Below are 25,570 nucleotides of genomic sequence, written 5' to 3'. Positions count from 1 at the left end.
TACAAAAGGCGCGGAACGAGCGGCTAGGGTGGCCAACGTACAAGCACTCGCGGGAGCCCGGACGCACCGGGCTGAGAGGGAGGCTGGCGGCCTCCGACCGTACGAACCTGATCCGGGTCATGCCGGCGAAGGGAGGGGCTGGACGCCCATGTCGCCTACGCGTTCGTCAGACGTCCTCGTCCTCGGGGGCGGAATCATCGGCCTGGTCACCGCGTGGCGGGCTGCACAGCGCGGTTTCAGCACCGCCGTGGTGGACCCCGAACCGGGCGGCGGCGCCGCCCAGGTGGCGGCTGGCATGCTCGCCGCCGTCACCGAACTGCACTACGGCGAGCAGACCCTGCTCGGCCTCAACCTCGCCTCGGCCCGCCGCTATCCGGCCTTCGCGGCCGAGCTGACGGAGGTCACCGGAGTGGACGTCGGCTACCGCCAGTGCGGCACGCTCGCGGTCGCCCTCGACGCCGACGACAGGGCCCACCTGCGTGAACTGCACGCCCTGCAACGGGAGTCGGGCCTGGACTCGGAGTGGCTGTCCGGCCGGGACTGCCGCCGCCTGGAGCCGATGCTGGCGCCGGGTGTGCGCGGCGGGCTCCGGGTGGACGGCGACCACCAGATCGACCCGCGCCGCCTGGCGAAGGCCCTGGTGACCGCCTGCGAGCGGGCGGGCGTGGTCTTCCACCGGGTGTGGGCGACCGGCCTGGCCGTCGCCCACGGCCGGGCCGCGGGATGCGTGACCGAGGAAGGAACCCTGCTCTCCGCGGGCCAGGTGGTCCTCGCCACCGGCAGCCTCAGCGGACAGCTCAACGGCGTTCCGAAGGACGTCCTGCCCCCGGTACGGCCCGTCAAGGGCCAGGTGCTGCGGCTGTCCGTGCCGCGCCGCCACGCGCCGTTCCTCAGCCGCACCGTGCGCGCCATGGTCCGCGGCAGCCAGGTCTACCTGGTGCCCCGGGAGAACGGCGAACTGGTCGTCGGCGCCACCAGCGAGGAGCAGGGCTGGGACACCACGGTGACCGCGGGCGGCGTCTACGAGCTGCTGCGCGACGCCCACGAGCTCGTCCCCGGCATCACCGAACTGCCGCTCACCGAGACCCGCGCGGGCCTGCGCCCCGGCTCCCCCGACAACGCCCCGCTGCTCGGCCCGACCGAACTCGACGGCCTGCTGCTGGCCACCGGCCACTACCGCAACGGCGTGCTGCTCACCCCGGTCACCGGCGACGCCCTCGCGCACGCCCTGGCCACCGGTGAACTCACCGAGGAGGCCCGTCCGTTCAGCCCCAAGCGGTTCGCACTCACGGAGCAGCCCGTATGAACATCTCGGTCAACGGCGAGCCGCGTCGGATCGAGCCGGGCACGGCTCTCGACGCGCTCGTGAAGTCCCTCACCGCGGCGCCCTCCGGTGTGGCCGCCGCCCTCAACGAGACCGTCGTCCCGCGCGCGCAGTGGCCCGTCACGCCCCTCTCCGAGGGGGACCGTGTCGAGGTCCTGACCGCTGTCCAAGGAGGCTGACCCATGGCCGACGATCCCTTCGTCCTCGCCGGAACGACCCTGTCCTCCCGGCTGATCATGGGCACCGGCGGCGCTCCGAGCCTGGAGGTGCTGGAGCGGGCGCTGGCGGCGTCCGGCACGGAGCTGACCACGGTCGCGATGCGCCGGGTGGACCCCTCGGTGCACGGCTCGGTCCTGTCGGTGCTGGACAAGCTCGGCATCCGCGTCCTGCCCAACACGGCGGGCTGCTTCACCGCCGGGGAGGCCGTCCTCACCGCCCGCCTCGCGCGCGAGGCCCTCGGCACCGACCTCATCAAGCTGGAGGTCATCGCCGACGAACGGACCCTGCTGCCCGACCCGGTCGAACTGCTGGACGCCGCCGAGACCCTCGTCGACGACGGCTTCACCGTGCTGCCGTACACCAACGACGACCCGGTCCTGGCCCGCAAGCTGGAGGACGTCGGCTGCGCGGCGATCATGCCGCTGGGCTCCCCCATCGGCTCCGGGCTCGGTATCCGCAACCCGCACAACTTCCAGCTGATCGTCGAGCACGCGCGCGTGCCGGTCATCCTGGACGCGGGCGCCGGTACCGCCTCGGACGTGACGCTCGCCATGGAACTGGGGTGCGCGGGTGTGATGCTCGCCTCGGCCGTGACCAGGGCCAAGGAGCCGGTGCTGATGGCCGACGCGATGCGGCACGCGGTCGAGGCGGGCCGCCTCGCCCACCGCGCGGGCCGTATCCCCAAGCGCCACTTCGCCCAGGCGTCCTCACCGGTCGACGGCAGAGCGGTCCTCGACCCGGAGCGCCCCGCGTTCTGAACAACCGTGGGTTGCGTCACAGGTCGGCTTCAGTACCGCCCCTGTTCCCGACGGGACGGCAGTCCTGTCAGCCATGGCTCGTACACTCGCCTGCGTGGATACGACCCTTCAGGACCCGCTGGTCGGGCAGGTGCTCGACGGACGTTATCGCGTCGAGGCGCGGATCGCCGTCGGGGGGATGGCCACGGTCTACCGCGCCGTGGACACCCGGCTCGACCGCGTGCTCGCGCTGAAGGTGATGCACCCCGGCCTCGCCGCCGACGCCACGTTCGTCGACCGGTTCATCCGGGAGGCCAAGTCGGTCGCCCGGCTCGCGCACCCCAACGTCGTGCAGGTCTTCGACCAGGGCACCGACGGGTCGTACGTCTACCTCGCCATGGAGTACATCGCCGGCTGCACCCTGCGCGACGTCCTGCGCGAGCGGGGCGCGCTGCAGCCGCGGGCCGCCCTGGACATCCTGGAGCCGGTACTCGCCGCGCTCGGCGCCGCCCACCGGGCCGGTTTCGTCCACCGGGACATGAAGCCCGAGAACGTCCTCATAGGGGACGACGGCCGGGTCAAGGTCGCCGACTTCGGTCTGGTGCGCTCGGTGGACTCCGTCACCAACACCACCGGCGCCGTCCTCGGCACCGTCTCCTACCTCGCCCCCGAGCAGATCGACCAGCCGGGTGCCGCCGACGCCCGCGTGGACGTGTACGCGTGCGGTGTCGTGCTCTACGAGATGCTCACCGGCGAGAAGCCGCACGACGGGGACTCCCCCGCGATCGTGCTCTACAAGCATCTGCACGAGGACGTCCCGCCGCCCTCCGCCGTCGTCCCGGGCCTGGCCTACGCACTGGACGCGCTGGTCGCCTCGGCCACCGCCCGCACCCCCGGCGTCCGTCCGCACGACGCCGTCGCCCTGCTCGCCGAGGCCCGCGAGGCCCGCGCCGCGCTCAGCGAGGAGCAGCTCGACGCGCTGCCGCCGCAGGCGCTGTCCGCCGAGCACGACAACGCCGAGGACCGCACCAGCGTCATCCCGCGTTCGCTGACCGTGCCGCGCCCGCTGCCGGTCAACGAGGCCGAGGAGGACCCGGCCCTCGTCCACCGCACCAGCCGCTTCGAGGTCCCGCCGCCACCTCCGCCGTCCCGGCCGCGCCGCGGACTGGCCCGCGGCCCGCTCGCCGCGGTCGTCGGGGTCCTGCTGCTGCTCGGCGTCGGTGTGGGCGTCTGGTACATCAACTCCGGCCAGTTCACCCGGGTCCCGGCGCTGCTGAGCCAGCCGGAGGCCAAGGCGAAGGACCGGCTGGCGGATGCCGGTCTGGAGGTCGGTGAGGTCGAGCGCGCCTTCAGCGACACGATCAAGCGGGGCCGGGTCATCAGCACCGACCCTGAGGTCGGCAGCCGCATCCGGCAGAACTCCTCGGTGAACCTGGTCGTCTCCAAGGGCCCGCAGGTGGTGAAGGTCCCCGACGTGGAGGGCTACAGCCTGGACAAGGCGCGCGAGCGGCTCACCGCCGAGGGCCTGGAACCGGGCATGGTGACGCGCGAGTTCAGCGACTCCGTCCCCCGGGGCTTCGTCGTCTCGACGACCCCTGAGGCCGGTACCGAGCGCCGCTCGGGCTCCGCCGTCGCCCTGGTGGTCAGCAAGGGCCGGCCGGTCGACGTGCCCGATGTCACCGGCGAGAGCCTTCAGGACGCCAGGGAGGAGCTGGAGGAGGCCGGTCTGAAGGTGAAGGTCGCCGACGAGCAGGTGACCTCCGCCGAGTTCGACAAGGGCGAGGTCGCCGCGCAGACCCCGGAGGCCGGCAGCCAGGCCGTATCCGGCGACACGGTGACGCTGACCGTGTCCAAGGGACCGGAGATGGTCGAGGTCCCGGACGTCGTCGGGGACAAGGTCGACGACGCCAAGGCCGAGCTGGAGGCCGCGGGCTTCGAGGTCGACGAGGACCGCGGACTGCTGGGCCTGTTCGGTGACACCGTGGAGAGCCAGTCCGTGGAGGGCGGCGAGACCGCGCCGAAGGGCTCGACGATCACCATCAAGATCAGGTGACGGGACGGGCACGACCGATGAACCGCAACCCCGTCGGCGGCCACGTCCCCGTGGCCGGCGGACTGAACCGCGTCGGCCTGGCCTACGCCCGTGAGCTGAAGGCGGAGACCGTGCAGGTCTTCGTCGCCAACCCGCGCGGCTGGGCCACCCCGGCGGGCAACCCGCGCCAGGACGAGGAGTTCCGCGCGGCCTGCGCGCAGGGGTCGATACCGGCGTACGTGCATGCCCCGTACCTGATCAACTTCGGCTCGCACACCGAGGCCACCGTGGAGCGGTCGGTGGAGTCGATGCGGCACTCGCTGCGGCGGGGGCGGGAGATCGGGGCGCTCGGCGTGGTCGTGCACACGGGCAGCGCGACCGGCGGCCGGGACCGCGCGGTGGCGCTGAAGCAGGTACGGGAGCACATGCTGCCGCTGCTGGACGAGCTGACCCACGACGACGACCCGTTCCTGCTGCTGGAGTCCACCGCCGGACAGGGCTCCTCGCTCTGCTCGCGGACCTGGGACTTCGGCCCGTACTTCGAGGCCCTGGACGCCCACCCCAAGCTGGGCGTCTGTCTGGACACCTGCCACATCTTCGCCGCCGGGCACGACCTGACCGGCCCGCACGGTATGCACCAGACCCTGGACCTGCTGGTGGAGACGGTCGGCGAGGGCCGCCTGAAGCTCATCCACGCCAACGACTCCAAGGACGTGGTCGGCGCCCACAAGGACCGGCACGCCAATATCGGTGCCGGTCACATCGGCGAGGACCCGTTCCGGGCACTGATGACCCATCCGGCCACCGAGGGCGTACCACTGATCATCGAGACGCCCGGCGGCAAGGAGGGGCACGCGGCGGACGTGGCGCGGCTGAAGAAGCTCAGGGACGGCTGAGAGGCGGTCACAGCTCGGGGCCGTCCCCCGGTGCCTCCTGGTAGGAGTAGCGCTGTTCCTTCCAGGGGTCGCCGACGTTGTGGTAGCCGCGCTCCTCCCAGAAGCCGCGGCGGTCGGCGGTCATGTACTCCACGCCGCGGACCCATTTGGGGCCCTTCCAGGCGTACAGGTGCGGCACCACGAGGCGGAGCGGGAAGCCGTGCTCGGCGGTGAGCAGCTCGCCGTCCTTGTGGGTGGCGAAGATGGTGCCCTCGGCGGTGAAGTCCGCCAGCCGCAGATTGGAGCTGAAGCCGTACTCGGCCCACACCATCACATGGGTGACGGCGGGGTCGGGCGGGGCGATCTCCAGGATGGTCCGCGCGGGAATGCCGCCCCACTCGGCGCCCACCATGGAGAACTTCGTCACGCAGTGCAGATCGGCCACGACCGTGGTGTACGGCAGGGCCGTGAACTCCTCGTGGTTCCAGCAGTGCTTCTCGCCGTCGGCGGTGGCGCCGAAGACCCGGAACTCCCAGCGCTCGGGGCGGAACTTGGGCACCGGCCCGTAATGGGTGACCGGCCAGCCGCGCTGCAGGCGCTGCCCCGGCGGGAGCTCCGGCTGTACCGCCCCTCCAGATTCGCTCTCCACCGGCTGACCCATGTCTCCATCCTGACAGACCTCGGGCAGTGCCCTTGACCACGAAAGCCCAAAGCGGTCAAAGCAGGCAAACAGCGGTAAGCATGCCCTTACTTACTAAGCCCAGACTTACTGGACGATCTTCAGTGCCGGTGCAAGGATGCGGCGCAACCTGCCAGTTCCCCCCGTTCTTCTGGAAGGAGCCTCTGCGATGCAGGGCGACCCCGAGGTCATCGAGTTCCTGAACGAGCAGCTCACCGGCGAGCTGACGGCGATCAACCAGTACTGGCTGCACTACCGGATCCAGGACAACAACGGCTGGACCAAGCTCGCCAAGTACACGCGTGAAGAGTCCATCGACGAGATGAAGCACGCGGACAAGATCACCGAACGCATTCTGATGCTGGACGGGCTGCCGAACTACCAGCGGCTGTTCCACGTCCGGGTCGGGCAGACCGTCACGGAGATGTTCCAGGCCGACCGGCAGGTGGAGGTGGAGGCGATCGACCGCCTCAAGCGCGGGATCGAGGTGATGCGCGCCAAGGGCGACATCACGTCCGCGAACCTCTTCGAGTCGATCCTGGAGGACGAGGAGCACCACATCGACTACCTGGACACCCAGCTGGAGCTGATCGACAAGCTCGGCGAGGCGCTCTACATCGCGCAGCAGATCGAACAGCCGAGCTGATAATCCGCCGGGATGCGCCTCAGGCCGCGTCGGCCAGGTTCGTCAGGACCGGCTTGCCCTGGTCGGCCAGCTCACGGCGGGGGCAGGCGCCCCGGCCCAGCAGGGCCTGGATCCGGCGTACGCACGATCCGCAGTCCGTACCCGCCTTGCAGGCGGAGGCTATCTGACGGGGGGTGCAGGCACCGTCCTGCGCGTGCTGCTTGACCTGCTGCTCGGTGACTCCGAAGCAACTGCAGACGTACACGCGGTTCACCTCCCCGTCCGGGATCGATGTGCCATCCCCTTGATCGGTGAGGCTAACCTAACCTTACCCGGCTCGCCGGAACCGCAAAAGAGCTGAGGGGCGCGGATCGCATGTGATCCGCGCCCCAGGCAGGTGGCTGCACCAACCGAACCGGTTACTGGTCCCTGTACATCTCCGCGACCAGGAACGCCAGGTCAAGCGACTGGCTGCGGTTCAGACGCGGGTCGCAGGCCGTCTCGTAACGCTGGTGCAGATCGTCGACGAAGATCTCGTCGCCGCCGCCCACGCACTCGGTGACATCGTCACCGGTGAGCTCGACGTGGATGCCGCCCGGGTGCGTGCCGAGCGACTTGTGCACCTCGAAGAAGCCCTTGACCTCGTCGAGCACGTCGTCGAAACGGCGGGTCTTGTGGCCGGAGGCCGCCTCGAAGGTGTTGCCGTGCATCGGGTCGGTCACCCAGGCCACCGTGGCACCGGAGGCGGTGACCTTCTCGACCAGCTCGGGGAGCTTGTCCCGGATCTTGTCGGCGCCCATCCGGACGATGAAGGTCAGCCGGCCCGGCTCGCGCTCCGGGTCCAGGCGCTCGATGTACTGCAGCGCCTCCTCGGCCGTCGTCGTCGGGCCGAGCTTGATCCCGATCGGGTTGCGGATCTTCGAGGCGAACTCGATGTGCGCGTGGTCCAGCTGCCGGGTGCGCTCACCGATCCACACCATGTGCGCGGAGACGTCGTACAGCTGCCCGGTGCGCGAGTCGACCCTGGTCAGGGCGGACTCGTAGTCCAGCAGCAGCGCCTCGTGCGAGGAGTAGAACTCGACCGTCTTGAACTCCTCCGGGTCGGCCCCGCAGGCGTGCATGAAGTTGAGCGCGTTGTCGATCTCACGGGCGAGCTGCTCGTAGCGCTGGCCCGACGGGGACGACTTCACGAAGTCCTGGTTCCAGGCGTGCACCTGGCGCAGGTCGGCGTAGCCGCCGGTGGTGAAGGCGCGCACCAGGTTGAGCGTGGAGGCGGACGCGTTGTACATCCGCTTCAGCCGCTCGGGGTCCGGGACGCGGGCCGCCTCGGTGAAGTCGAAGCCGTTGACGGAGTCGCCGCGGTAGGTCGGCAGGGTGACGCCGTCGCGGGTCTCGGTCGGCTTGGAGCGCGGCTTGGAGTACTGCCCGGCGATCCGCCCGACCTTCACGACGGGGACGGATGCGGCGTACGTGAGCACGGCGCCCATCTGCAACAAGGTCTTCAATTTGTTGCGGATCTGGTCCGCGGACACCGCGTCGAACGCCTCGGCGCAGTCGCCGCCCTGGAGGAGGAACGCCTCTCCCTTGGCGACGGCCGCCATCCGGGCGCGCAGCTGGTCGCACTCGCCCGCGAAGACGAGCGGCGGATACGACTCAAGGTCCGCGATCACTGCGCGCAGAGCCTCGGTGTCGGGGTACTCGGGCTGCTGCGCCGCGGGCAGGTTTCGCCAGGTGTTGCCAGCGCTCGCGCTGGTCTTAGCGTTCACGGTCACGCCCTCAACATTACGGGGTCGTGTCGGGCGTCCAGCCCCATGCCCAGCAATTGAGACACGAGGTACAACACGCGGACATCGGGTAAGGTGCACCGCATGTTCGCGCACTCGACCCAGAACTGGTGGTGGACCGCTCATCCGGCGGCCCACTGACTGCGCGTACGCAAGACTTCGCGAAGGCCGCCCGAGGGGCGGCCTTCGGCGTTTCCGGGGTCCGTTCCTCTCCAGACACCTCCCTGACTAGGAGTACGGACCCCATGAACCTGCTCGGCCTGCTCGACGACCCCCGCCCCTTCGCCCTGCTGCGCCGCCGCACGCCCGGGCACGACGAGAACACCGTGGAGGTGTTCCTCGGGCCGGTGTCCACCCGTGACCGGCTCGCCGACCTGCCCGACGAGGGGCTCGCGCTGGTGCCGTTCCGGCAGATCCGCGAGCGCGGCTTCGACGTGCGCGACGACGGCACCCCGCTGACGGTGCTGACCCCCGAGGAGTCGGACACCCTTCCGCTCGCCGACGCCCTCGACCAGCTCCCCGCGCACGAGGTGCGCGTCGAGGGCGGCGGCTTCGACGTCGGTGACGAGGAGTACGCGCGGATCGTCGGGCGGGTGCTGGACGAGGAGATCGGGCGGGGCGAGGGCGCGAACTTCGTGATCCGGCGGACGTACGAGGGCGGCATCCCGGGGTTCGGCCGCGCCGACGCGCTCGCGCTGTTCCGGCGGCTGCTGGAAGGGGAGCGGGGCGCGTACTGGACGTTCGTCGTGCACACCGGGGAGCGGACCCTGGTCGGGGCGAGCCCCGAGGTGCATGTGCGGATGTCCGGCGGCACCGTCGTGATGAACCCGATCAGCGGGACCTACCGCTACCCCGCCGAGGGCCCGACCCCCGAGCATCTGCTCGACTTCCTCGCCGACGGCAAGGAGATCGAGGAGCTGTCGATGGTCGTCGACGAGGAGCTGAAGATGATGTGCACCGTCGGCGACATGGGCGGAGTCGTCGTCGGCCCCCGGCTGAAGGAGATGGCGCACCTCGCGCACACCGAGTACGAGCTGCGCGGGAAGTCCTCGCTGGACGCGCGGGACGTGCTGCGGGAGACGATGTTCGCGGCCACCGTGACCGGGTCGCCCGTGCAGAACGCCTGCCGGGTGATCGAGCGGCACGAGGTGGGCGGGCGCGGATACTACGCGGGCGCCCTGGCCCTGCTCGGCCGGGACTCCGGCGGCGCCCAGACACTGGACTCCCCCATCCTCATCCGCACCGCCGACATCGACGCGGACGGCCGGCTGCGCGTCCCGGTCGGCGCGACCCTGGTGCGCGGCTCGGACCCGGCGAGCGAGGTCGCCGAGACCCACGCGAAGGCGGCGGGGGTGCTGGCGGCGCTGGGCGTGACCGCGCGCCGGCCGCGCGAGGAGGCCGTACGGCCGAGGCTGGCCGACGATCCACGCGTGCGTGCCGCGCTCGACGGGCGCCGGGCCTCGCTCGCCCCGTTCTGGCTGCGGATGCAGGAGCGGTCCGCCGAGCTGACCGGGCACGCCCTGGTCGTGGACGGCGAGGACACCTTCACCGCGATGCTCGCGCACGTACTGCGGTCGGCCGGGCTTGAGGTGACCGTCCGCCGCTACGACGAGCCGCGGCTGCGGGACGCCGTCCTCGGGCACGGGGGCCCGGTCGTCCTCGGCCCCGGCCCCGGTGATCCCTCCGACACGTCCGACCCGAAGATGCGGTTCCTGCGCGGGCTGACCGCCGAGGTGATCCGGCACCACCGGCACGGCGTGCTCGGGGTGTGCCTGGGGCACGAGCTGATCGCGGTCGAACTGGGCCTGGAGATCGTCCGCAAGGAGGTGCCCTACCAGGGCGCCCAGACGACGGTCGACCTGTTCGGGCGCCCGGAGACGGTGGGCTTCTACAACAGCTTCGTGGCCCGCTGCGACGACGAGGCGGCCGCGGAGCTGGCCGCGCACGGCGTCGAGGTGAGCCGGAGCGCCTCCGGCGAGGTGCACGCGATGCGCGGGCCCGGGTTCGCCGGGGTGCAGTTCCACCCCGAGTCGGTGCTGACGCTGAACGGTGCCGCGATCGTCCGGGAGCTGGTGGGTCAGCTCCGCGGCACCAGTACGTTCTCCGAGCGGCGGCCCGCCGTGTAGTCGAGGACGTTCTCCACGGTGGTCGCCACGATCTGGCCGACGGCGTCCTCGGTGTAGTACGCCTGGTGGGAGGTGACCAGGACGTTCGGGAACGTCATCAGGCGGGCCAGGGTGTCGTCCTCGATCGCCTCCAGGGACTTGTCGAGGAAGAACAGGCCCGCCTCCGCCTCGTACACGTCGAGGCCGACGCCGGTGAAGCGGCCGGCGCGCAGTTCGGTGACGAGGGCCGCGGTGTCGATCAGGCCGCCGCGGCTGGAGTTCACCAGGATCGCGTCGTCGCGCATCGTCTTCAGGGCGGCGGCGTCGATCAGGTTCTGGGTCGAGGGCAGCAGCGGAACGTGCAGGGAGATCAGGTCGGACTCGGCGAGGAGCCGCTCCTTGGGGACGTAGGACATGCCGAGTTCCCGGCAGGCCGGGTTCTCGGCGACGTCCCAGCCGAGCAGCTTCATGCCGAAGCCGTGGGCGATGCGGGCGAACGCCTCGCCGATCTTCCCGGTGCCGATGACGCCCGCGGTGCGGCCGTGCAGGTCGCGGCCCATCAGCCCGTCGAGCCGGAAGTCGAAGTCCCGGGTGCGGATGGAGGCGCGCACGATACGGCGATTGACGGCCATGGCGAGGGTCCAGGCGAACTCGGCGACCGAGTACGGCGAGTAGTACGAGACCCGGGCGACCGTCATGCCGAGCCGTTCGGCGACGTCGAGGTCGATGTTGTTGAAGCCGGTGGAGCGCTGGGCGACCATCCGGGTGCCGCCCGCGGCGAGGATCTCCAGGACCCGGGCGCCGAGGTCGGCGTTGACGCTGCTGGAGATGATCTCGTGGCCGGCCGCGATGGGCGCGGTGTCCTCGTTGAGGAAGACATCCAGGCAGCGGACGTCGTGGTGACCGGCGAAGGCCCGCTCGATCAGGGGCTTCTCGTCCGCCTGGACACCGAAGGCGAGGATCTCCAAGGCTGCTCCCGCTGCTGGTGGGTTATGGGCCGAATATACGGCCCATAACCCCGGGGTGCGGGGTGGTGCCGGTCAGCCGAAGAAGACGCCGACCTCCTCGTACAGCGCCGGGTCCACCGTCTTCAGCTTCGCCGTCGCCTCGCCGATCGGGACGCGGACGATGTCCGTGCCGCGCAGGGCGACCATCGTGCCGAAGTCGCCGTCACGGACCGCCTCGATGGCGTGCAGTCCGAAGCGGGTGGCGAGCCAGCGGTCGAAGGCGCTGGGCGTGCCGCCGCGCTGCACATGGCCGAGAACGGTGGTCCGGGCCTCCTTGCCGGTGCGCCTCTCGATCTCCTTGGCCAGCCACTCGCCGACGCCCGACAGCCGCACATGCCCGAAGGAGTCCAGCGACTCGTCCTTGAGCACCATGTCGCCGTCCCGGGGCATGGCGCCCTCGGCGACGACCACGATGGGCGCGTAGGACGCCTTGAAGCGGGAGGTCACCCACCCGCACACCTTCTCCAGGTCGAAGCGCTGCTCGGGGATGAGGATGACGTTGGCGCCGCCCGCGAGGCCGGAGTGCAGGGCGATCCAGCCGGCGTGACGGCCCATCACCTCCACCACCAGGACCCGCATATGGGACTCGGCGGTGGTGTGCAGCCGGTCGATGGCCTCCATCGCGATACCGACGGCGGTGTCGAAGCCGAAGGTGTAGTCGGTGGCGGACAGGTCGTTGTCGATGGTCTTCGGCACGCCCACGCAGGGCACGCCGTACTCGTCGGACAGCTTCGCGGCCACCCCGAGGGTGTCCTCGCCGCCGATGGTGATGAGCGCGTCGACCTCCTGCTTGGCGAGATTCTCCTTGATCCGCCGGATGCCGTTGTCGTGCTTGAGCGGGTTGGTGCGCGAGGAACCCAGGATGGTGCCGCCGCGGGGCAGGATGCCGCGCACCGCGGGGATGTCGAGCCGTACGGTGTCGCCGTCGAGGGGACCGCGCCAGCCGTCCCTGAATCCGGTGAATTCGTAGCCGTACTCCTGTACGCCCTTGCGGACGACGGCCCGGATGACGGCGTTGAGCCCGGGGCAGTCGCCGCCTCCGGTGAGTACTCCGACCCGCATGGAAATATCCCTTCGCCGCGGTTGCTGATGAGGCAACGCTAGTAGTGATCCAGGTCACACAGCGAGGGTCAGGACAGGCAATTCCGGTGAATCGGCAGGCGGTTGGTTTACGCGTCGTCAAGCCCGCGCTCTATGGCGTACCGCACGAGTTCGACACGGTTGTGCAGTTGGAGCTTGCCGAGGGTGTTCTGGACGTGGTTCTGCACGGTGCGGTGGGAGATGACGAGGCGTTCGGCGATCTGCTTGTAGCTCAGGCCCTTGGCGACCAGGCGCAGCACCTCGGTCTCGCGCTCGGTGAGCTGCGGGGCGCCCGGCTGGCCGGAATCCCGGTCGGCGGGCGCGGGTTCGGCGGCCAGGCGACGGTACTCGCCGAGCACCAGCCCGGCGAGGCCGGGGGTGAACACGGGGTCGCCGACGGCGGTACGGCGCACCGCGTCCAGCAGCTCCTCGGTGGAGGCCGACTTCAGCAGGTAGCCGGTGGCGCCGGACTTCACGGCCTCCAGGACATCGGCGTGCTCGCCGCTGGCGGAGAGCACCAGGACGCGCAGGGCCGGGTTGTGGGCGACGAGTTCCTTGCAGACCTGGACGCCGGGCTTGGCGGGCAGGTTGAGGTCGAGGACGAGCACGTCGGGGCCCGCGGCCTTGGCGCGGCGCACGGCCTGTTCGCCGTCGCCCGCGGTGGCGACCACCTCGAACCCGGACTCGGACAGGTCGCGGGCCACGGCGTCGCGCCACATGGGGTGGTCGTCGACCACCATGACCTTGATCGGGCCGGTCTGCTGCTCGCTCATCGCGTCCCCCGGGACTTCTGCTTCGGTACTTTCAGTTCGACTTCCGTGCCCTGGCCTGGCACCGAGATCAGCTCGGCGCTGCCCCCGATGTCGCGCAGCCTCCCCCGGATCGACAGCGCGACCCCGAGCCGCCCCTCGCTCTCGGCCTGCGCCAGGCGCCCCTCGGGGATGCCGGGGCCGTCGTCCCGGACGGTGATGACGACCTCGTCGGGCTCGTCCTCGACCAGGATCCACGCGCGGGCCTGTTCGCCCGCGTGCTCCCGCACATTGTCCAGGGCGGCGCCGACAGCCGCGGCCAGCTCGCGTGCCGCGGCCGGGGGCAGTTCCACGGGCGCGCCGGGTTCGGCGAGGCTGACACGGGAGCCCGCGTAGCGGGAGAGCAGTCCGCGCAGGTCGAGCGGCCGGTCGTCGTCGGGTTCGTCCTCGACGGCCCGGACCAGGGCGCCTTCGGAGGCGTCCGTGGAGACCCAGGAGACGGGGGTGAGGCCGCCGGAGACCAGGGTGCGCAGGGCGACCTCCTGCTCGCCGGCCAGCCGGCCCAGCTCGGCCGCCTCGCCGCCGATGACCGCGCCGCGCCGCTGCACCATCGCGAGCACCTGGAGCACGCTGTCATGGATGTCCCGGGCGAGCCGCTCGCGTTCGCGGGTGGCGGCCTCGATCTCCAGGGCGCGGGCGAGGGTGCGCTCGGAGGCGCGGGCGACCTCGACGACGTAGCCGATGGCGATGGAGGCGACCCAGACGAGGATCACGGCGTGGACGGTGTCGCGGGTCGGGGAGCCGCGGTAGGCCAGGTTGGCGGCGGCGACCAGCGTGGAGGCGAAGGCGGCCCAGCGCCAGCCGCCCTTGATGGCGAAGGCCAGGACGGAACCGGCGGTCCATATCGACGGCAGGGTGGGGGCGCCGGACTCGATGTGCGCGGCGGAGTCGGCGAACCTGGTGAACAGGATGCCGAAGAGCGCGATGGTCAGGTCGGCGGCGAGGAAGCGCTTGGTGCAGGCGGCGGCGCCCGCGACCTTGGGCAGGGTGGCGAGCGTCCACACGGCCAGTACGGCGTAGTAGGCGATGGCCGCCCAGGGGCGGGCGAAGTGCTCGTAGGCGCTGATGAACAGGCCTATCGCGTACAGGAGGGTGAGGACGCGGTAGCCGCGGAGCGCACGCCACAGCGGCTGCTCCACGGACATTCTCAGCACTCGCTCGCGCTTGGCCATCTCCCCCACCCCCCGAACCGGACCGCGCCGCCGTCAGGACTCGGACTTCTCTTTGTCCGCCTGGTCCTGGTCGGCCTTGGCGAGGGCGGCTCTGGCCGCCTTCTCGGCTTCCTTCTCGGCCTTGGCGGCCTCCGCGAGCTGCCGCTTGGCGGCGGTCGCGTACATGTCGACGTACTCCTGGCCGGAGAGCTGCATGATCTCGTACATGACCTCGTCGGTCAGCGCGCGCAGGACGAAGCGGTCGTGCTCCATGCCCTGGTAGCGGCTGAAGTCGAGGGGCTTGCCGATGCGGATGCCCGGCCGCATCAGCTTGGGCACGACCTTGCCGGGCGGCTGGATCTTCTCGGTGTCGATCATGGCGACCGGGATGACCGGCGCGCCGGTCGCGAGCGCCACGCGTGCGAGGCCGCCGGGCTTGCCCCGGTACAGGCGGCCGTCGGGCGAGCGGGTGCCCTCCGGGTAGATACCGAACAGCTCACCGCGTTCGAGGACCTCTATGCCGCTCTTGATGGCGGCCTCGCCCGCGCCACGCGCCCCGGAGCGGTCCACCGGGAGCTGGCCGACGCCCTTGAAGAACGCGGCGGTCAGCCGTCCCTTGACGCCCGGGGTGGTGAAGTACTCGGCCTTCGCGATGAAGGTGACCTTGCGGTCCAGGACCGCGGGCAGGAAGAACGAGTCGGAGAACGACAGGTGGTTGCTCGCCAGGATGGCGGGACCCTCGGCGGGAATGTTCTCCAGGCCCTCCACCCAGGGCCTGAAGGCGACCTTCAGCGGTCCCCCGATGGCCACCTTCATCGTGCCGTACAACAACCGAGTGCCTCCTGTGTCTGTCGATCAGACCTTAACCCGGAGCGGCGGCAAAGACTCCGACGACCCTGGTCGGTGTCAGTGCGGTCGCGTACGGTGAAGTACCTGCAACCGACCTCATGAACAGGAGACCGAAGGTGCCGGTCCTTCCTGGAGCCGAGCCGTACCGCCATGAGGGCGGGGAGATCTCCGTCCTCCTCTGCCACGGCTTCACCGGTTCCCCGCAGTCGCTGCGCCCCTGGGCGGAGTATCTCGCCGAGCGCGACCTGACCGTGTCGCTTCCGCTGCTGCCCGGGCACGGCACCCGCTGGGAGGACATGCAGCTCACCGGCTGGCAGGACTGGTACGCGGAGGTGGACCGCGAGCTGCGGCGGCTGCGGGAGCGGCCGGGGCCGCTGTTCGTGGCCGGTCTGTCGATGGGCGGCGCGCTGGCGCTGAGGCTGGCGGCCAAGCACGGCGACGCGATCGACGGCGTGGTCGTCGTCAACCCGGCGAACAAGGTGCACGGCCTGGCCGCGCACGCCCTTCCGGTGGCGCGGCACCTGGTGCGCTCGACGAAGGGCATCGCCAGCGACATCGCCAAGGAGGGCAGCGAGGAACTCGGCTACACCCGGGTGCCGCTGCACGCGGCGCACTCGCTGCGGAACTTCTTCCGGCAGGTCGACCGCGAGCTGCCGCAGGTCACGCAGCCGCTGCTGCTTCTGCACAGCACGCAGGACCATGTGGTGCCGCCCGCCGACTCGGCGCGGGTGCTCAGCCGGGTGTCGTCGGCGGACGTGACGGAGATCGTGCTGGAACACAGCTACCACGTGGCGACGTTGGACCATGACGCGGAGCGGATCTTCGCGGAGAGCCACGCGTTCATGAGCCGGCTCGCCAAAGGTCTCGGCAAGGAAGGGACGGCTGTAGGTGGCTGAGCACGACTCCGACCGCGGGGAGCGCGAGCCGGACGACCAGGGCGCCCGTTTCGACGAGGACGCGGCCTGGGCGGCCATCGTGGCCGGGTACGGCGAGGAGCCGCCGGACCCGCCGGGCGCCAAGCCGTTCAAGTCCGTGGAGGACCTGGCCCTGCTGGAGGCCGAGACCAACGACCCGGAGGAGGCGGAGCCGGAGGAGAAGCGCCCCGCGGCCCCGCTCGGCGGCTCGGTCACCTTCGCCCCCGGTGTCGGCCCGCGCGACTACTCCCCGCCGGAGCCGGCCGCGGACGCCGACGACGAGGACGACGACGAGGGCCACTTCGTCCCGCCGGAGCCCCCGCCGCTGCCCGAGGCGGACACCACCACGAAGTTCGCCTGGCTGGCGGTGCTGGGCGGCCCGATACTGCTTCTGCTCGCCGTGCTGCTGAGCTGGGAGATGACCTGGTGGCTGACCACGGTCGGCATCGGCGGCTTCCTGGGCGGCTTCGCCACACTGGTGATGCGGATGCGCCCGGGCGACGAGGACGACGACGATCCGGGGCGCGGGGCGGTGGTCTGACCCCCGTCCGACCTCACGCGAAAGGGCCCGCCCGGAGCTGTTCCGGGCGGGCCCTTTCGCATCCGGAGGCGAAAAGGGAACTCGATCCCGCCGGGCGGCGAAGCACAGGTGAACAACCTGAAAGAGCCCAAGCCTTCGAGGCGTTCACACGAACAGAAGGAGCCCCGATGACCGTCGGACCACCGGGCGTCGGCACCCGCGACGAGGATCGCGAGATCAGTGATGCCCGCGTGATCGCACGGTCCCGGGACGAGCCCGAGCTGTTCGCCGTGCTCTACGACCGGTACGCCGACGCCGTGCACCGTTACGCGGCCCGGCGGCTCGGTCCGGAGGCGGCGGAGGATCTGATGGCGGAGACCTTCATCACCGCCTTCCAACGACGGCACACCTACGACCTGGGGCGGGACGACGCCCGCCCTTGGTTGTTCGGCATCGCGACCAACCTCGTCGCCCGGCACCGCCGGGCCGAGGCGCGCCGTTACAAGGCGCTGGCGCGACTGCCGGAGCCGGTGGAGCACGACGAGCCGGTCGCTGACCGGGCTGTTTCCAGGGCCGGTGCCACGGGGGTGCGCCGGGAACTGGCAGCAGCGCTGGGCGGACTCTCCGCCCGGCACCGCGATGTCGTGCTGCTGGTGGCCTGGGCCGGCCTCGACTACGAGGAGGCGGCCCAGGCCCTCGGCGTGCCCGTCGGCACGATCAGATCGCGGCTGCACCGGGCTCGCAGCAGATTGCGCGAAGCACTGGGCGGATCCGATCCGACCGCTTTCCGAGAGGCAGACGCCCATGCGTGACACCGACGAACTCCGCGCGCTGCGGGACTTCGACGCGGGGGAAGCCCCGCTCGACGACGCCACCCGCTACCGGGTGCGTGCCCGCCTGTTCCAGGCGATGACCGAACCCGCCCCGGCGCCGGTACGGCCCCGGCGTCCCGTCCTGCGCATCGCCCTGACCGGCGTGCTCACCACCGCGGTCGTCGCGGGGGTGCTGGTCGCCGTACGGCACGACGACGGCTCCGGGGGCGGTACCGCCCGCAAGCCCGTGCCGGCGACGTCCGCGCCCGCCATGCGGAACGTGAGCGCGCAGACCGTGCTGGAGGGGGCGGCCGCGTACGCGCGGAAGAACGAGCGTGCGGTCACCCCGCGGGACGACCAGTTCATCTACACCAAGGAGATCATCAAGGAGACCGAGAAGAAGACCGGCACCACCAAGACCTACGTCGACGAGAACTGGCGGTCGGTGGACGGTTCGCAGCGGTCCTGGACCATGGAGATCGGCCGGGGCTGGTGGGCCGAGCCGCTCCAGGAGGGCGAGATGATCTGGCCGCCGCAGGACTGGGGCACGCTGCGCGGGCTGCCGACCGAGCCGAAGGCGCTGATCCTCGCGATCCACAACCGGTTCGGTGGCAGCGGACCCGACAAGGCCGACTCGCTGGACGACCTCGACGACCAGGCCTGGTCGAACGTCCATTTCAGCCTGGCCGGGCTGCTCAAGCTGGTCCCGGTGATGCCGGAGGGGCTGCGCCCGGCGGCGTACGAGGCGCTGGGCATGGTGCCCGGTGTGAAGGCGGTACCGAACCAGCGGGACGCGAAGGGGCGGGTCGGGGTGGCGATCACCTACGACGACCCGACGCTGCCGGAGGGCATGGACGGCTTCGGAGGCTTCTTCATCTTCGATCCAAGGACCTACGAGTTCCTCGGCTTCCGTGATGTGCGCACCTCGGGCGACGGCAAGGCCATGAAGACGTACACCCAGCTCTCCTACCTGGACAGCTGGGCGGTGGTCGACAAGGTGAAGCAGCGGCCGTAGCCGGGCCGTGTTTTAGGACGCGGGGATTTTGAGGGTGGCCAGGACCGGGAGGTGGTCCGTGGCCGCCCTCAGGTCTTTCTCGGTGACGCCGGGCAGGTCCAGGGGGACGCCGCAGCCGGTGACCTCGATGCCCTTGGTGGCGAAGATCGCGTCGATGCGGCTGTGGGGTTCGGTACGGGTCCAGGTGTGCTCGCCGCCTTGGGGGGCGGTGGCCCAGCAGTCCTGGAGGGTGCCGGTCAGGCGGGTGAAGGTGCGGCCGCCGGGGCGTTCGTTGAGGTCGCCGCCCGCGACGGCGTGGTCGACGCCGAGCCCGGCCAGGCGGTCCAGGAGCAGGCCGGCCTGTTCGTGGCGCTCCCGCTTGTCCAGGCTGAGGTGACAGCTCAGGACGCCGATGCGGGCACCGCCGAGGCGGACGACGGCGGTGGCGAAGCCGCGGCGGTGCTGTCCGGGGGTGAGCGGGAGGAGGACGTCCTCGGTGCGCTCGACCGTGACGCGCAGGTCGCAGAGGATGGCGGGACCGGCGGCGGTGGCTCCGCCGGTGAGGATGACCAGGTCGGAGGCCTTGGCGAGGCGGGCCAGTTTCTTGCGCCAGCGGAAGAAACGGGGGGCTTCCTGGACCAGGACCAGGTCCGGGGAGCAGGCGCGGATCACCCGGGCCAGGGCCGCGGTGTCGTCGCGCATCGAGCGGATGTTGTAGCTCAGGACTCGGACGAGGGCTGAACCGTCAGGCATGCGGATCAATCTACGCCTCATGGCTCGGGGCGCGAGGCTCATGCGCGACCGGCTTTCGGCCAGTCGTCGGTCGCGCCGTCCCCGCGCCCCCCGAGTGAGAGCGTGCGCCCCGATTACATGACCGGGTCGGGCTCCCGGGCCAGGTCCGCCGCGCCCACCAGGCCCGCCTTGTTGCCCAGCTGGGCGGCGATCACATCGGCCACCGGGCGCCAGTTGCCGCCCACCAGCCAGCGCTTGTAGGACTTGCGGATCGGGTCCAGGACCAGGTCGCCCTCGTCGGAGAGACCGCCGCCGACGATGAAGGCGGACGGGTCGAAGAGGGAGGCCAGGTCGGCGAGCCCGGCGCCGGCCCAGCGGGCCAGCTCGCGGTAGGAGTCGACGGCCACCGGGCAGCCCTGGCGGGCGGCCATGGAGATGTGCTTGCCCTCGATGCCGTCGGGGGTGCCGTCGCCGAGCGCGAGCAGCACCTCGGCGCGCTCCGGGGTGGCGTTGGCACGCTGCTTGGCGTACCGGACGAGGGCGCGGCCGGAGGCGTACTGCTCCCAGCAGCCCTGCGAGCCGCAGCCGCACAGCAGGCCGTCCGGCACCATGCGGATGTGGCCGAACTCGGCGGCCACGCCGAAGTGGCCGCGGCGCAGCTTGTTGCCGATGATGATGCCGCCGCCGAGGCCGGTGCCGAGCGTGATGCAGATGACGTTGCGGTGGCCCTTGCCGGCGCCGAACTTGTACTCGCCCCAGGCCGCGGCGTTGGCGTCGTTCTCGACGACGACCGGGAGGCCCACGCGGGCCTCGACCTTCTCCTTGAGCGGTTCCTGGCGCCAGTCGATGTTCGGAGCGAAGTAGACCGTCGAGCGCTGGCGGTTGACGTATCCTGCGGCGCCGATTCCCACGCCGACGATGTCATGACCGGCGCGCGCCCCCTCCACCGCGGAGGCGATGGCGTCCACGATGCCCTCGGGCGTGCCCGGTGTCGGCACCTTGTGGGTCGAGAGGATGTTGCCTTCCTCGTCGACCACGCCGGCCGCGATCTTCGTGCCGCCGATGTCGACGCCGATGGTGAGTCCCATGAATCCCTCAGTTTCGGTCGAGCCCCGCTATGGCCAACCGTACCCGAGCGGCTTCAGTCCAAGTCGATGCGTTCCCCGGGACCGGACTCGTCGCCGGGGTCCCGGCGCTCGCGGAGATCGCGGTCGTCGCCCGTGGTCCAGCGGCGTTCCTGGGCCTGGACGGCGGAGCGGTAGGCGGCGAGGAGTTCGTTGCCGGCCGCGGCGAGATGGTCGAAGACGTCCGGGTTCCGTTCGATGACGGGTTCGACGGCGGCCTTCGCCTGCTGCACGACCTGCTTGACCACCTGCTGGGCGGCGGGTCCGGCGACCGCGCCGAGCAGCGGCGAGTTGAGCGAGGACAGCTTCTCGCCGACCGCGTCGACGAGCTTGCGCAGTTCCTCGGCGGCCGAGCCGGGCGGCGGGCCGTACTGGGCGCGGCGGCGGGCCTGCTCCTCGGCCAGGTCCTCGGCGCACGCCGTGGCCCAGGCGTCGGCGTCGGTCGCCCGTACCTCGTCGAGCGACTCCTCGCCGGGGACGTCGGAGGGCTGGACCTCTTCGCTCATGACGGACTCCTGACTACGGTTCGTCCCTCCGACGTTACCCGAACGGGCGTACCGGGTTCACCGGGCCGCGGGCCACAGCGCGGGGTCGGGGGCGAACCGGACGCGCAGTTCTCCGTCGCGCAGCGAGGCGCCGTCGACGGTGCAGCGGCGCAGGGCGGAGGGCAGGGGGACGATCCGGCGGAACGGACCCGCGGTGACGACGAGTTCGTCGCCGCGCCGGACGAGGTCGAGGTCCTCGCGTATGGCGCCGGGCAGCGGGATGGTCCACACCAGGACGCCGTCGTCGGCGAGGCGGTCGGTGACCGGCCACTCGACCGTGGAGGGAGTCGCGTTGACGGCTGTCCGCACGCCGAGCGCGGCGAGGTCGTCGGCGCCGCGCGGATCGCGGCCGAGGTGCGGGACGACCTGGACGTCGTAGGACTCCTGCCATCCCTCCAGCGTCTTGCGCTGCTGGGCGACGAGGGAGGGCGGCCAGTCCTCGGGGACGGCCCGGTTGGCGACCAGGAGCTCGGGGCGCAGTCCGCGCAGGGCGAGGGCGAGGACAGCCTCGCGTACGGCGTCGGAGCCGGCCGGTCCTGGCTCGGCGACGAGGCGTACGGCGGTGTCGCGGTCGGCGACGACGGCTTCGACGGCGGCGAGTTCGAGGTCCCAGCGGGCCGCGGTCTCGTAGAGCCACTCGGCGGGCATGGGGACCCCGGCCAGGCGGCCGAGGACGGGGCGCAGGGCGCGGGCGGCCTGGCGTTCCGGCGGGAGCAGGCGGCGCAGGTAGCGGCGGAGCTGTTCGGGCAGGGCGAGCAGGGCGAGGGCCTGGGCGGTGGCCGGGAGGTCGACGACGAGGAGGTCGTGCTGTTCGGAGAGGGCGGCGTCGCGCAGGGCGCGCAGGAGGGTCAGTTCCTCGGCGCCGGGGAGGGGGGTGACCTCCTCGGGGTCGAGGCGGGAGGCGCCGAGCAGGTCGAGGGCGGCGGTGGCGCGTTCCTGGAAGGCGGCGAGGTCGGCGCGGAATCCGGCGGCGGCGTCGGGCCGCCAGAGGGTGAGCCGTTCCCCGGCCCGCACCGGCGCGGGGCCCGTGGCGGTGCCGAGGACGGCGCCGAGGGTGTCGGCCCGGTCGGCGCTGAGCAGGAGGACCCGCTCGCCGTCACGCGCGGCGGTGAGGGCGGTGGCGGCGGCGACCGTGGTACGGCCGCTGCCGCCGGGCCCGGTGATCAGGAGGGTGCGCATGAGGGTGAACGGTAGGGCACGGCCCTCCGTTACTTGGTACCCGACTCCACCCGCTTCTTCAGTCCGGCCAGCGCGCGGTCGATGATGACCTTCTCCGCCTTGCGCTTGATCATGCCGAGCATGGGGATCTTGACGTCGACGGTCAGTACATAGGTGACCTCGGTGGAGCCGGCGCCGGCCGGCTTGAGGATGTACGAGCCGTCCAGGGAGCGCAGCATCTGCGACTTCACCAGGGTCCAGGAGACCTCGTGGTCGCCGGTCCAGGTGTAGGCGAGCACCTGGTCGTCCTTGATCGCGCCCGCGTCCATCACCAGGCGCACCTGCTCGGCGCGGCCCTGGGCGTCGGTGGCCAGCACCTCCGCCTCCTTCACCTCGCCGGTCCAGTCGGGGTAGCGGGCGAAGTCGGCGATCACCCCCATGACGTCGGCCGGTGCAGCCTCGATCGTGATGCTCGAACTGGTGTGTTCCGCCATCGTCGTGGCTCCTCCAGATGCGGGCCGGTAGGTCGTCCTCATACGCACGTGTGTGCAGCGTGAAGGCTACCGCGCACCCGGACCGCCGAACTCCAGCGCCCATGGCTTCCCGGTCCCGGCGAAGTGGCCGACATTCACGCACTCCGTGGTTCCGACCCGCATCCGGCGCACCAGGGGCTGGTGCACATGCCCGAAGAGGGAGTATCGGGGCCGGGTCTTGCGGATCGCCTCCAGCAGGGCGCGGCTGCCCCGCTCGAAGCGGCGGGCGACGGTGTCGTAGACGAGTTCGGGGACCTCCGGCGGGATGTGGGTGCACAGCACGTCGACCTCGCCGACCGCCTCGATCTTGGCCGCGTACTCCTCGTCGCTGATCTCGTACGGGGTGCGCATCGGGGTCCTCAGGCCGCCGCCGACGAAGCCGAAGGTCCAGCCGCCGATCTCGACCCGCTGCCCGTCCAGCACGGTGGTGCCGGGCCCGGCGTACTCCGGCCACAGGGGCGGCATGTCGACATTGCCGTAGGTGGCGTACGTCGGGGTCGGGAACGCCGCGAAGAGTTCGGCGTACTGCTTGCGCACCGCTTTCTCGATCACCGCGCCCCGGTCGGCGCCGATCCCGGCCCACAGCCGGGCGCCGAATTGGCGGGCTTCCTCGTAGCGGCGGGCGGTGCGCAGCTCCACGATGCGGTCGGCGTTCTCCACGCCGAAGAGATCGGGGAAGATGCCGCGGGAGTGGTCGGCGTAGTCGAGGAAGAGGACCAGGTCACCCAGGCAGATCAGGGCGTCCGCGCCGTCACCGGCTCTGGCCAGGTCACGGACGTTTCCGTGTACGTCGCTGACCACATGAACGCGCGTCCTGCTGTTACCGGCTGGTGTGGATGCCATGGCGATCAAGCGTAGGCCTGTGCGCCATGCGTGAACAGTGGCGGCCGGACCTGCGGTTACTGGCTAGTCGTCAAACCGGTCGACTACTGTGCGCAGCAGAAGCACCCATGCTTGCGGTACCGAACCGTGTGACGCAGCGAACATCTCGCCGGACCCTCTGTCGAAGAAGCCATACCGGCGGGTAACGTCCGGGCAGTCCAGTCGTGCTCAGGATTTCAACCACCGGGATTCCTGGGTACCTGCCCGAGCCTTGGACCGCACCGTCGCATCACACAATGTCGTGGCGCCGGCGCCCTATGAGGAGCAGCAGTCTTGCGCGAGTTCAGCCTTCCGGCTTTGTACGAGGTCCCCGCGGACGGCAATCTGACCGACATCGTCCGCAGAAACGCCGCGCAGCATCCCGACGTCGCCGTCATCGCCCGCAAGGTCGACGGTGTCTGGCAGGACGTCACGGCCACCGCTTTCCTCGCCGAGGTGCGCGCCGCCGCCAAGGGCCTGATCGCGGCCGGGGTGCAGCCGGGCGACCGGGTCGCCCTGATGTCCCGCACCCGCTACGAGTGGACCCTGCTGGACTTCGCGATCTGGTCCGCGGGCGCCATCACGGTCCCGGTGTACGAGACCAGCTCGCCCGAGCAGGTGCAGTGGATCCTCGGCGACTCCGGCGCGAGCGCGATCGTGACCGAACTGGACACGCACACCGCGGCCGTGGAGTCGGTGCGCGACCGGCTGCCCGCGCTCAAGCACCTGTGGCAGATCGAGGGCGGCGGCATCGAGGAGCTGGCTCGGCTCGGCCAGGACGTCAGCGACAAGACGGTGGACGAGCGAAGCTCGCTGGCGAAGGCCGACGACCCGGCGACCATCGTCTACACCTCGGGCACCACCGGCCGTCCCAAGGGCTGTGTGCTCACCCACCGCAACTTCTTCGCCGAGTGCGGCAATGTGGTGGAGCGGCTGCGGCCGCTGTTCCGCACCGGTGAGTGCTCGGTGCTGCTGTTCCTGCCGCTGGCGCACGTCTTCGGGCGGCTGGTGCAGATCGCGCCGATGATCGCGCCGATCAAGCTGGGCTGTCTGCCCGACATCAAGAACCTCACCGACGAGCTGGCCGAGTTCCGGCCGACGCTGATCCTCGGTGTGCCGCGCGTCTTCGAGAAGGTCTACAACTCGGCGCGCGCCAAGGCGCAGGCGGACGGCAAGGGCAAGATCTTCGACAAGGCCGCGGACACCGCCATCGCCTACAGCAAGGCGCTGGACAACCCCTCCGGCCCGCCGGTCGGCCTGAAGATCAAGCACAAGGTCTTCGACAAGCTCGTCTACAGCAAGCTGCGCGCGGTCCTGGGCGGCCGGGGCGAGTACGCGATCTCCGGCGGCGCCCCGCTGGGCGAGCGGCTCGGCCACTTCTTCCGGGGCATCGGATTCACGGTGCTGGAGGGCTACGGCCTGACCGAGACCTGCGCGGCCACCGCGTTCAACCCGTGGGACCGGCAGAAGATCGGCACGGTCGGCCAGCCGCTGCCGGGTTCGGTGGTGCGTATCGCCGACGACGGCGAGGTGCTGCTGCACGGCGAGCACATCTTCAAGGAGTACTGGAACAACCCGGGCGCGAGCGAGGAGGCGCTGCGCGACGGCTGGTTCCACTCGGGCGACATCGGCACCCTCGACGAGGACGGCTACCTCAGGATCACCGGCCGCAAGAAGGAGATCCTGGTGACCGCGGGCGGCAAGAACGTCGCCCCGGCGGTGATCGAGGACCGGATCCGGGCGCACGCGCTGGTCGCGGAGTGCATGGTGGTCGGTGACGGGCGGCCGTTCGTGGGCGCGCTGGTCACCATCGACGAGGAGTTCCTGGGCCGCTGGGCCGCCGAGCACGGCAAGCCGGAGGGGTCCACCGCGGCGTCGCTGCGTGAGGACGCGGACCTGCTGGCCGCCATCCAGTCGGCGATCGACGACGGCAACGCCGCGGTGTCCAAGGCGGAATCGGTGCGGAAGTTCCGCATTCTGTCCTCCCAGTTCACGGAGGAGTCGGGCCACCTGACGCCGTCGCTGAAACTGAAGCGGAACGTGGTGGCGAAGGACTTCGCGCAGGAGATCGAGGCGATCTACGCGAAGTAGTGACTGCTTG

At 71.0% G+C, this 25,570-nt stretch carries 27 protein-coding genes and 1 riboswitch; of the genes, 13 read left to right on the top strand and 14 right to left on the bottom strand.

The window, feature by feature from the left end; genetic code table 11:
- Positions 1-39 precede the first annotated feature (39 nt).
- Positions 40-151: riboswitch (TPP riboswitch) on the top strand.
- The 5 genes from thiO to ACZ7L7_RS11290 all read left to right on the top strand — a co-directional run bounded on the left by thiO (position 149) and on the right by ACZ7L7_RS11290 (position 5,208).
- Positions 149-1,306: a glycine oxidase ThiO gene (gene thiO / locus ACZ7L7_RS11310; RefSeq protein WP_285513107.1), complete on the top strand. Its 1,158-nt coding sequence runs from the start codon at positions 149-151 to the stop codon at positions 1,304-1,306. It overlaps the preceding riboswitch by 3 nt.
- Positions 1,303-1,503 carry a sulfur carrier protein ThiS gene (gene thiS / locus ACZ7L7_RS11305; protein WP_093718548.1) on the top strand — a complete coding sequence of 67 codons (201 nt, stop codon included), beginning with the start codon at positions 1,303-1,305 and terminating at the stop codon, positions 1,501-1,503. Before thiO ends, thiS begins: the two co-directional genes overlap by 4 nt.
- A gap of 3 nt (positions 1,504-1,506) precedes the next feature.
- The gene (locus tag ACZ7L7_RS11300; protein WP_285513106.1) at positions 1,507-2,301 is read left to right on the top strand and encodes a thiazole synthase; all 795 of its coding nucleotides are present in this window, start codon (positions 1,507-1,509) and stop codon (positions 2,299-2,301) included.
- A gap of 94 nt (positions 2,302-2,395) precedes the next feature.
- A complete protein-coding gene (pknB, locus tag ACZ7L7_RS11295; protein WP_472075636.1) occupies positions 2,396-4,333 on the top strand; it encodes a Stk1 family PASTA domain-containing Ser/Thr kinase in 1,938 nt (645 codons plus the stop codon).
- A 17-nt stretch (positions 4,334-4,350) separates the two neighbouring features.
- Positions 4,351-5,208, top strand: a complete 858-nt coding sequence (locus tag ACZ7L7_RS11290) for a deoxyribonuclease IV (protein ID WP_472075634.1) — start codon at positions 4,351-4,353, stop codon at positions 5,206-5,208.
- 7 nt (positions 5,209-5,215) lie between these two features.
- Here the strand turns inward: ACZ7L7_RS11290 and ACZ7L7_RS11285 are convergent, their stop codons facing one another.
- Positions 5,216-5,848: a sulfite oxidase-like oxidoreductase gene (locus ACZ7L7_RS11285; RefSeq protein ID WP_285513103.1), complete on the bottom strand. Its 633-nt coding sequence runs from the start codon at positions 5,846-5,848 to the stop codon at positions 5,216-5,218.
- 187 nt (positions 5,849-6,035) lie between these two features.
- Between ACZ7L7_RS11285 and bfr the strand changes: the two genes are divergently transcribed.
- On the top strand, positions 6,036-6,512 hold the full coding sequence (gene bfr / locus ACZ7L7_RS11280) for a bacterioferritin (RefSeq protein ID WP_285513102.1): 477 nt from the start codon (positions 6,036-6,038) through the stop codon (positions 6,510-6,512).
- Between the two features lie 19 nt (positions 6,513-6,531).
- Here the strand turns inward: bfr and ACZ7L7_RS11275 are convergent, their stop codons facing one another.
- Entirely contained in the window at positions 6,532-6,765 is a 234-nt protein-coding gene (locus ACZ7L7_RS11275) for a (2Fe-2S)-binding protein (RefSeq protein WP_285513101.1), read from the bottom strand.
- A 145-nt stretch (positions 6,766-6,910) separates the two neighbouring features.
- Complete coding sequence (locus ACZ7L7_RS11270; RefSeq protein ID WP_285513100.1) at positions 6,911-8,263, bottom strand: class II 3-deoxy-7-phosphoheptulonate synthase; 1,353 nt, start codon at positions 8,261-8,263, stop codon at positions 6,911-6,913.
- A 96-nt stretch (positions 8,264-8,359) separates the two neighbouring features.
- Between ACZ7L7_RS11270 and ACZ7L7_RS11265 the strand changes: the two genes are divergently transcribed.
- The gene (locus tag ACZ7L7_RS11265) at positions 8,360-8,416 is read left to right on the top strand and encodes a trp operon leader peptide (protein WP_071528813.1); all 57 of its coding nucleotides are present in this window, start codon (positions 8,360-8,362) and stop codon (positions 8,414-8,416) included.
- Positions 8,417-8,520: 104 nt separating this feature from the next.
- Positions 8,521-10,401 (top strand): anthranilate synthase family protein, encoded by a 1,881-nt coding sequence (locus tag ACZ7L7_RS11260; RefSeq protein WP_285513099.1) that lies wholly within the window; start codon positions 8,521-8,523, stop codon positions 10,399-10,401.
- Here the strand turns inward: ACZ7L7_RS11260 and ACZ7L7_RS11255 are convergent.
- The 5 genes from ACZ7L7_RS11255 to ACZ7L7_RS11235 all read right to left on the bottom strand — a co-directional run bounded on the left by ACZ7L7_RS11255 (position 10,353) and on the right by ACZ7L7_RS11235 (position 15,243).
- Positions 10,353-11,348 carry a 2-hydroxyacid dehydrogenase gene (locus tag ACZ7L7_RS11255; protein WP_453604544.1) on the bottom strand — a complete coding sequence of 332 codons (996 nt, stop codon included), beginning with the start codon at positions 11,346-11,348 and terminating at the stop codon, positions 10,353-10,355. The genes ACZ7L7_RS11260 and ACZ7L7_RS11255 overlap by 49 nt on opposite strands.
- Before the next feature lie 72 nt (positions 11,349-11,420).
- Positions 11,421-12,449 carry a 6-phosphofructokinase gene (locus ACZ7L7_RS11250; protein ID WP_472075631.1) on the bottom strand — a complete coding sequence of 343 codons (1,029 nt, stop codon included), beginning with the start codon at positions 12,447-12,449 and terminating at the stop codon, positions 11,421-11,423.
- Positions 12,450-12,556: 107 nt separating this feature from the next.
- Positions 12,557-13,240 carry a response regulator gene (locus ACZ7L7_RS11245; protein WP_285513096.1) on the bottom strand — a complete coding sequence of 228 codons (684 nt, stop codon included), beginning with the start codon at positions 13,238-13,240 and terminating at the stop codon, positions 12,557-12,559.
- Positions 13,237-14,448, bottom strand: coding sequence for a MacS family sensor histidine kinase (gene macS / locus ACZ7L7_RS11240; protein ID WP_471428174.1), 1,212 nt, complete (start codon positions 14,446-14,448; stop codon positions 13,237-13,239). Before macS ends, ACZ7L7_RS11245 begins: the two co-directional genes overlap by 4 nt.
- Positions 14,449-14,481: 33 nt before the next feature.
- Complete coding sequence (locus tag ACZ7L7_RS11235) at positions 14,482-15,243, bottom strand: lysophospholipid acyltransferase family protein (RefSeq protein ID WP_285513334.1); 762 nt, start codon at positions 15,241-15,243, stop codon at positions 14,482-14,484.
- Positions 15,244-15,392: 149 nt separating this feature from the next.
- On the opposite strand from ACZ7L7_RS11235, the gene ACZ7L7_RS11230 reads away from it, so the two are divergent.
- From ACZ7L7_RS11230 to ACZ7L7_RS11215, 4 genes are all read left to right on the top strand, one after another.
- A complete protein-coding gene (locus ACZ7L7_RS11230; protein WP_285513094.1) occupies positions 15,393-16,172 on the top strand; it encodes an alpha/beta hydrolase in 780 nt (259 codons plus the stop codon).
- Positions 16,165-16,731 (top strand): hypothetical protein, encoded by a 567-nt coding sequence (locus ACZ7L7_RS11225; RefSeq protein ID WP_285513093.1) that lies wholly within the window; start codon positions 16,165-16,167, stop codon positions 16,729-16,731. Before ACZ7L7_RS11230 ends, ACZ7L7_RS11225 begins: the two co-directional genes overlap by 8 nt.
- A 167-nt stretch (positions 16,732-16,898) precedes the next feature.
- Positions 16,899-17,522 (top strand): RNA polymerase sigma factor, encoded by a 624-nt coding sequence (locus tag ACZ7L7_RS11220; protein ID WP_285513092.1) that lies wholly within the window; start codon positions 16,899-16,901, stop codon positions 17,520-17,522.
- Complete coding sequence (locus ACZ7L7_RS11215) at positions 17,515-18,537, top strand: CU044_5270 family protein (protein ID WP_471592298.1); 1,023 nt, start codon at positions 17,515-17,517, stop codon at positions 18,535-18,537. Before ACZ7L7_RS11220 ends, ACZ7L7_RS11215 begins: the two co-directional genes overlap by 8 nt.
- A 12-nt stretch (positions 18,538-18,549) precedes the next feature.
- Here ACZ7L7_RS11215 and ACZ7L7_RS11210 read toward each other — a convergent pair whose 3' ends face one another.
- From ACZ7L7_RS11210 to ACZ7L7_RS11185, 6 genes are all read right to left on the bottom strand, one after another.
- Positions 18,550-19,269 carry an endonuclease/exonuclease/phosphatase family protein gene (locus tag ACZ7L7_RS11210; RefSeq protein WP_471592297.1) on the bottom strand — a complete coding sequence of 240 codons (720 nt, stop codon included), beginning with the start codon at positions 19,267-19,269 and terminating at the stop codon, positions 18,550-18,552.
- A 113-nt stretch (positions 19,270-19,382) separates the two neighbouring features.
- Entirely contained in the window at positions 19,383-20,336 is a 954-nt protein-coding gene (locus tag ACZ7L7_RS11205) for an ROK family glucokinase (RefSeq protein WP_285513089.1), read from the bottom strand.
- A gap of 53 nt (positions 20,337-20,389) precedes the next feature.
- Positions 20,390-20,878: a DUF5304 domain-containing protein gene (locus ACZ7L7_RS11200; protein ID WP_285513088.1), complete on the bottom strand. Its 489-nt coding sequence runs from the start codon at positions 20,876-20,878 to the stop codon at positions 20,390-20,392.
- A gap of 57 nt (positions 20,879-20,935) precedes the next feature.
- Complete coding sequence (locus ACZ7L7_RS11195) at positions 20,936-22,096, bottom strand: ArsA family ATPase (RefSeq protein WP_285513087.1); 1,161 nt, start codon at positions 22,094-22,096, stop codon at positions 20,936-20,938.
- Between the two features lie 29 nt (positions 22,097-22,125).
- On the bottom strand, positions 22,126-22,569 hold the full coding sequence (locus tag ACZ7L7_RS11190; protein WP_285513086.1) for an SRPBCC family protein: 444 nt from the start codon (positions 22,567-22,569) through the stop codon (positions 22,126-22,128).
- A 66-nt stretch (positions 22,570-22,635) separates the two neighbouring features.
- Positions 22,636-23,451, bottom strand: coding sequence for a metallophosphoesterase family protein (locus ACZ7L7_RS11185; RefSeq protein WP_285513085.1), 816 nt, complete (start codon positions 23,449-23,451; stop codon positions 22,636-22,638).
- Positions 23,452-23,763: 312 nt separating this feature from the next.
- Here ACZ7L7_RS11185 and ACZ7L7_RS11180 point away from each other — a divergent pair, with 312 nt between their 5' ends.
- The gene (locus tag ACZ7L7_RS11180; RefSeq protein ID WP_285513084.1) at positions 23,764-25,560 is read left to right on the top strand and encodes an AMP-dependent synthetase/ligase; all 1,797 of its coding nucleotides are present in this window, start codon (positions 23,764-23,766) and stop codon (positions 25,558-25,560) included.
- The last annotated feature ends 10 nt before the right edge of the window (positions 25,561-25,570 follow it).

The sequence above is a fragment of the Streptomyces sp. NPDC110618 genome (assembly GCF_055657065.1).
The sequence above is the reverse complement of the archived record's forward strand: the minus strand, read 5'-3'. Positions and strand labels throughout refer to the sequence as shown.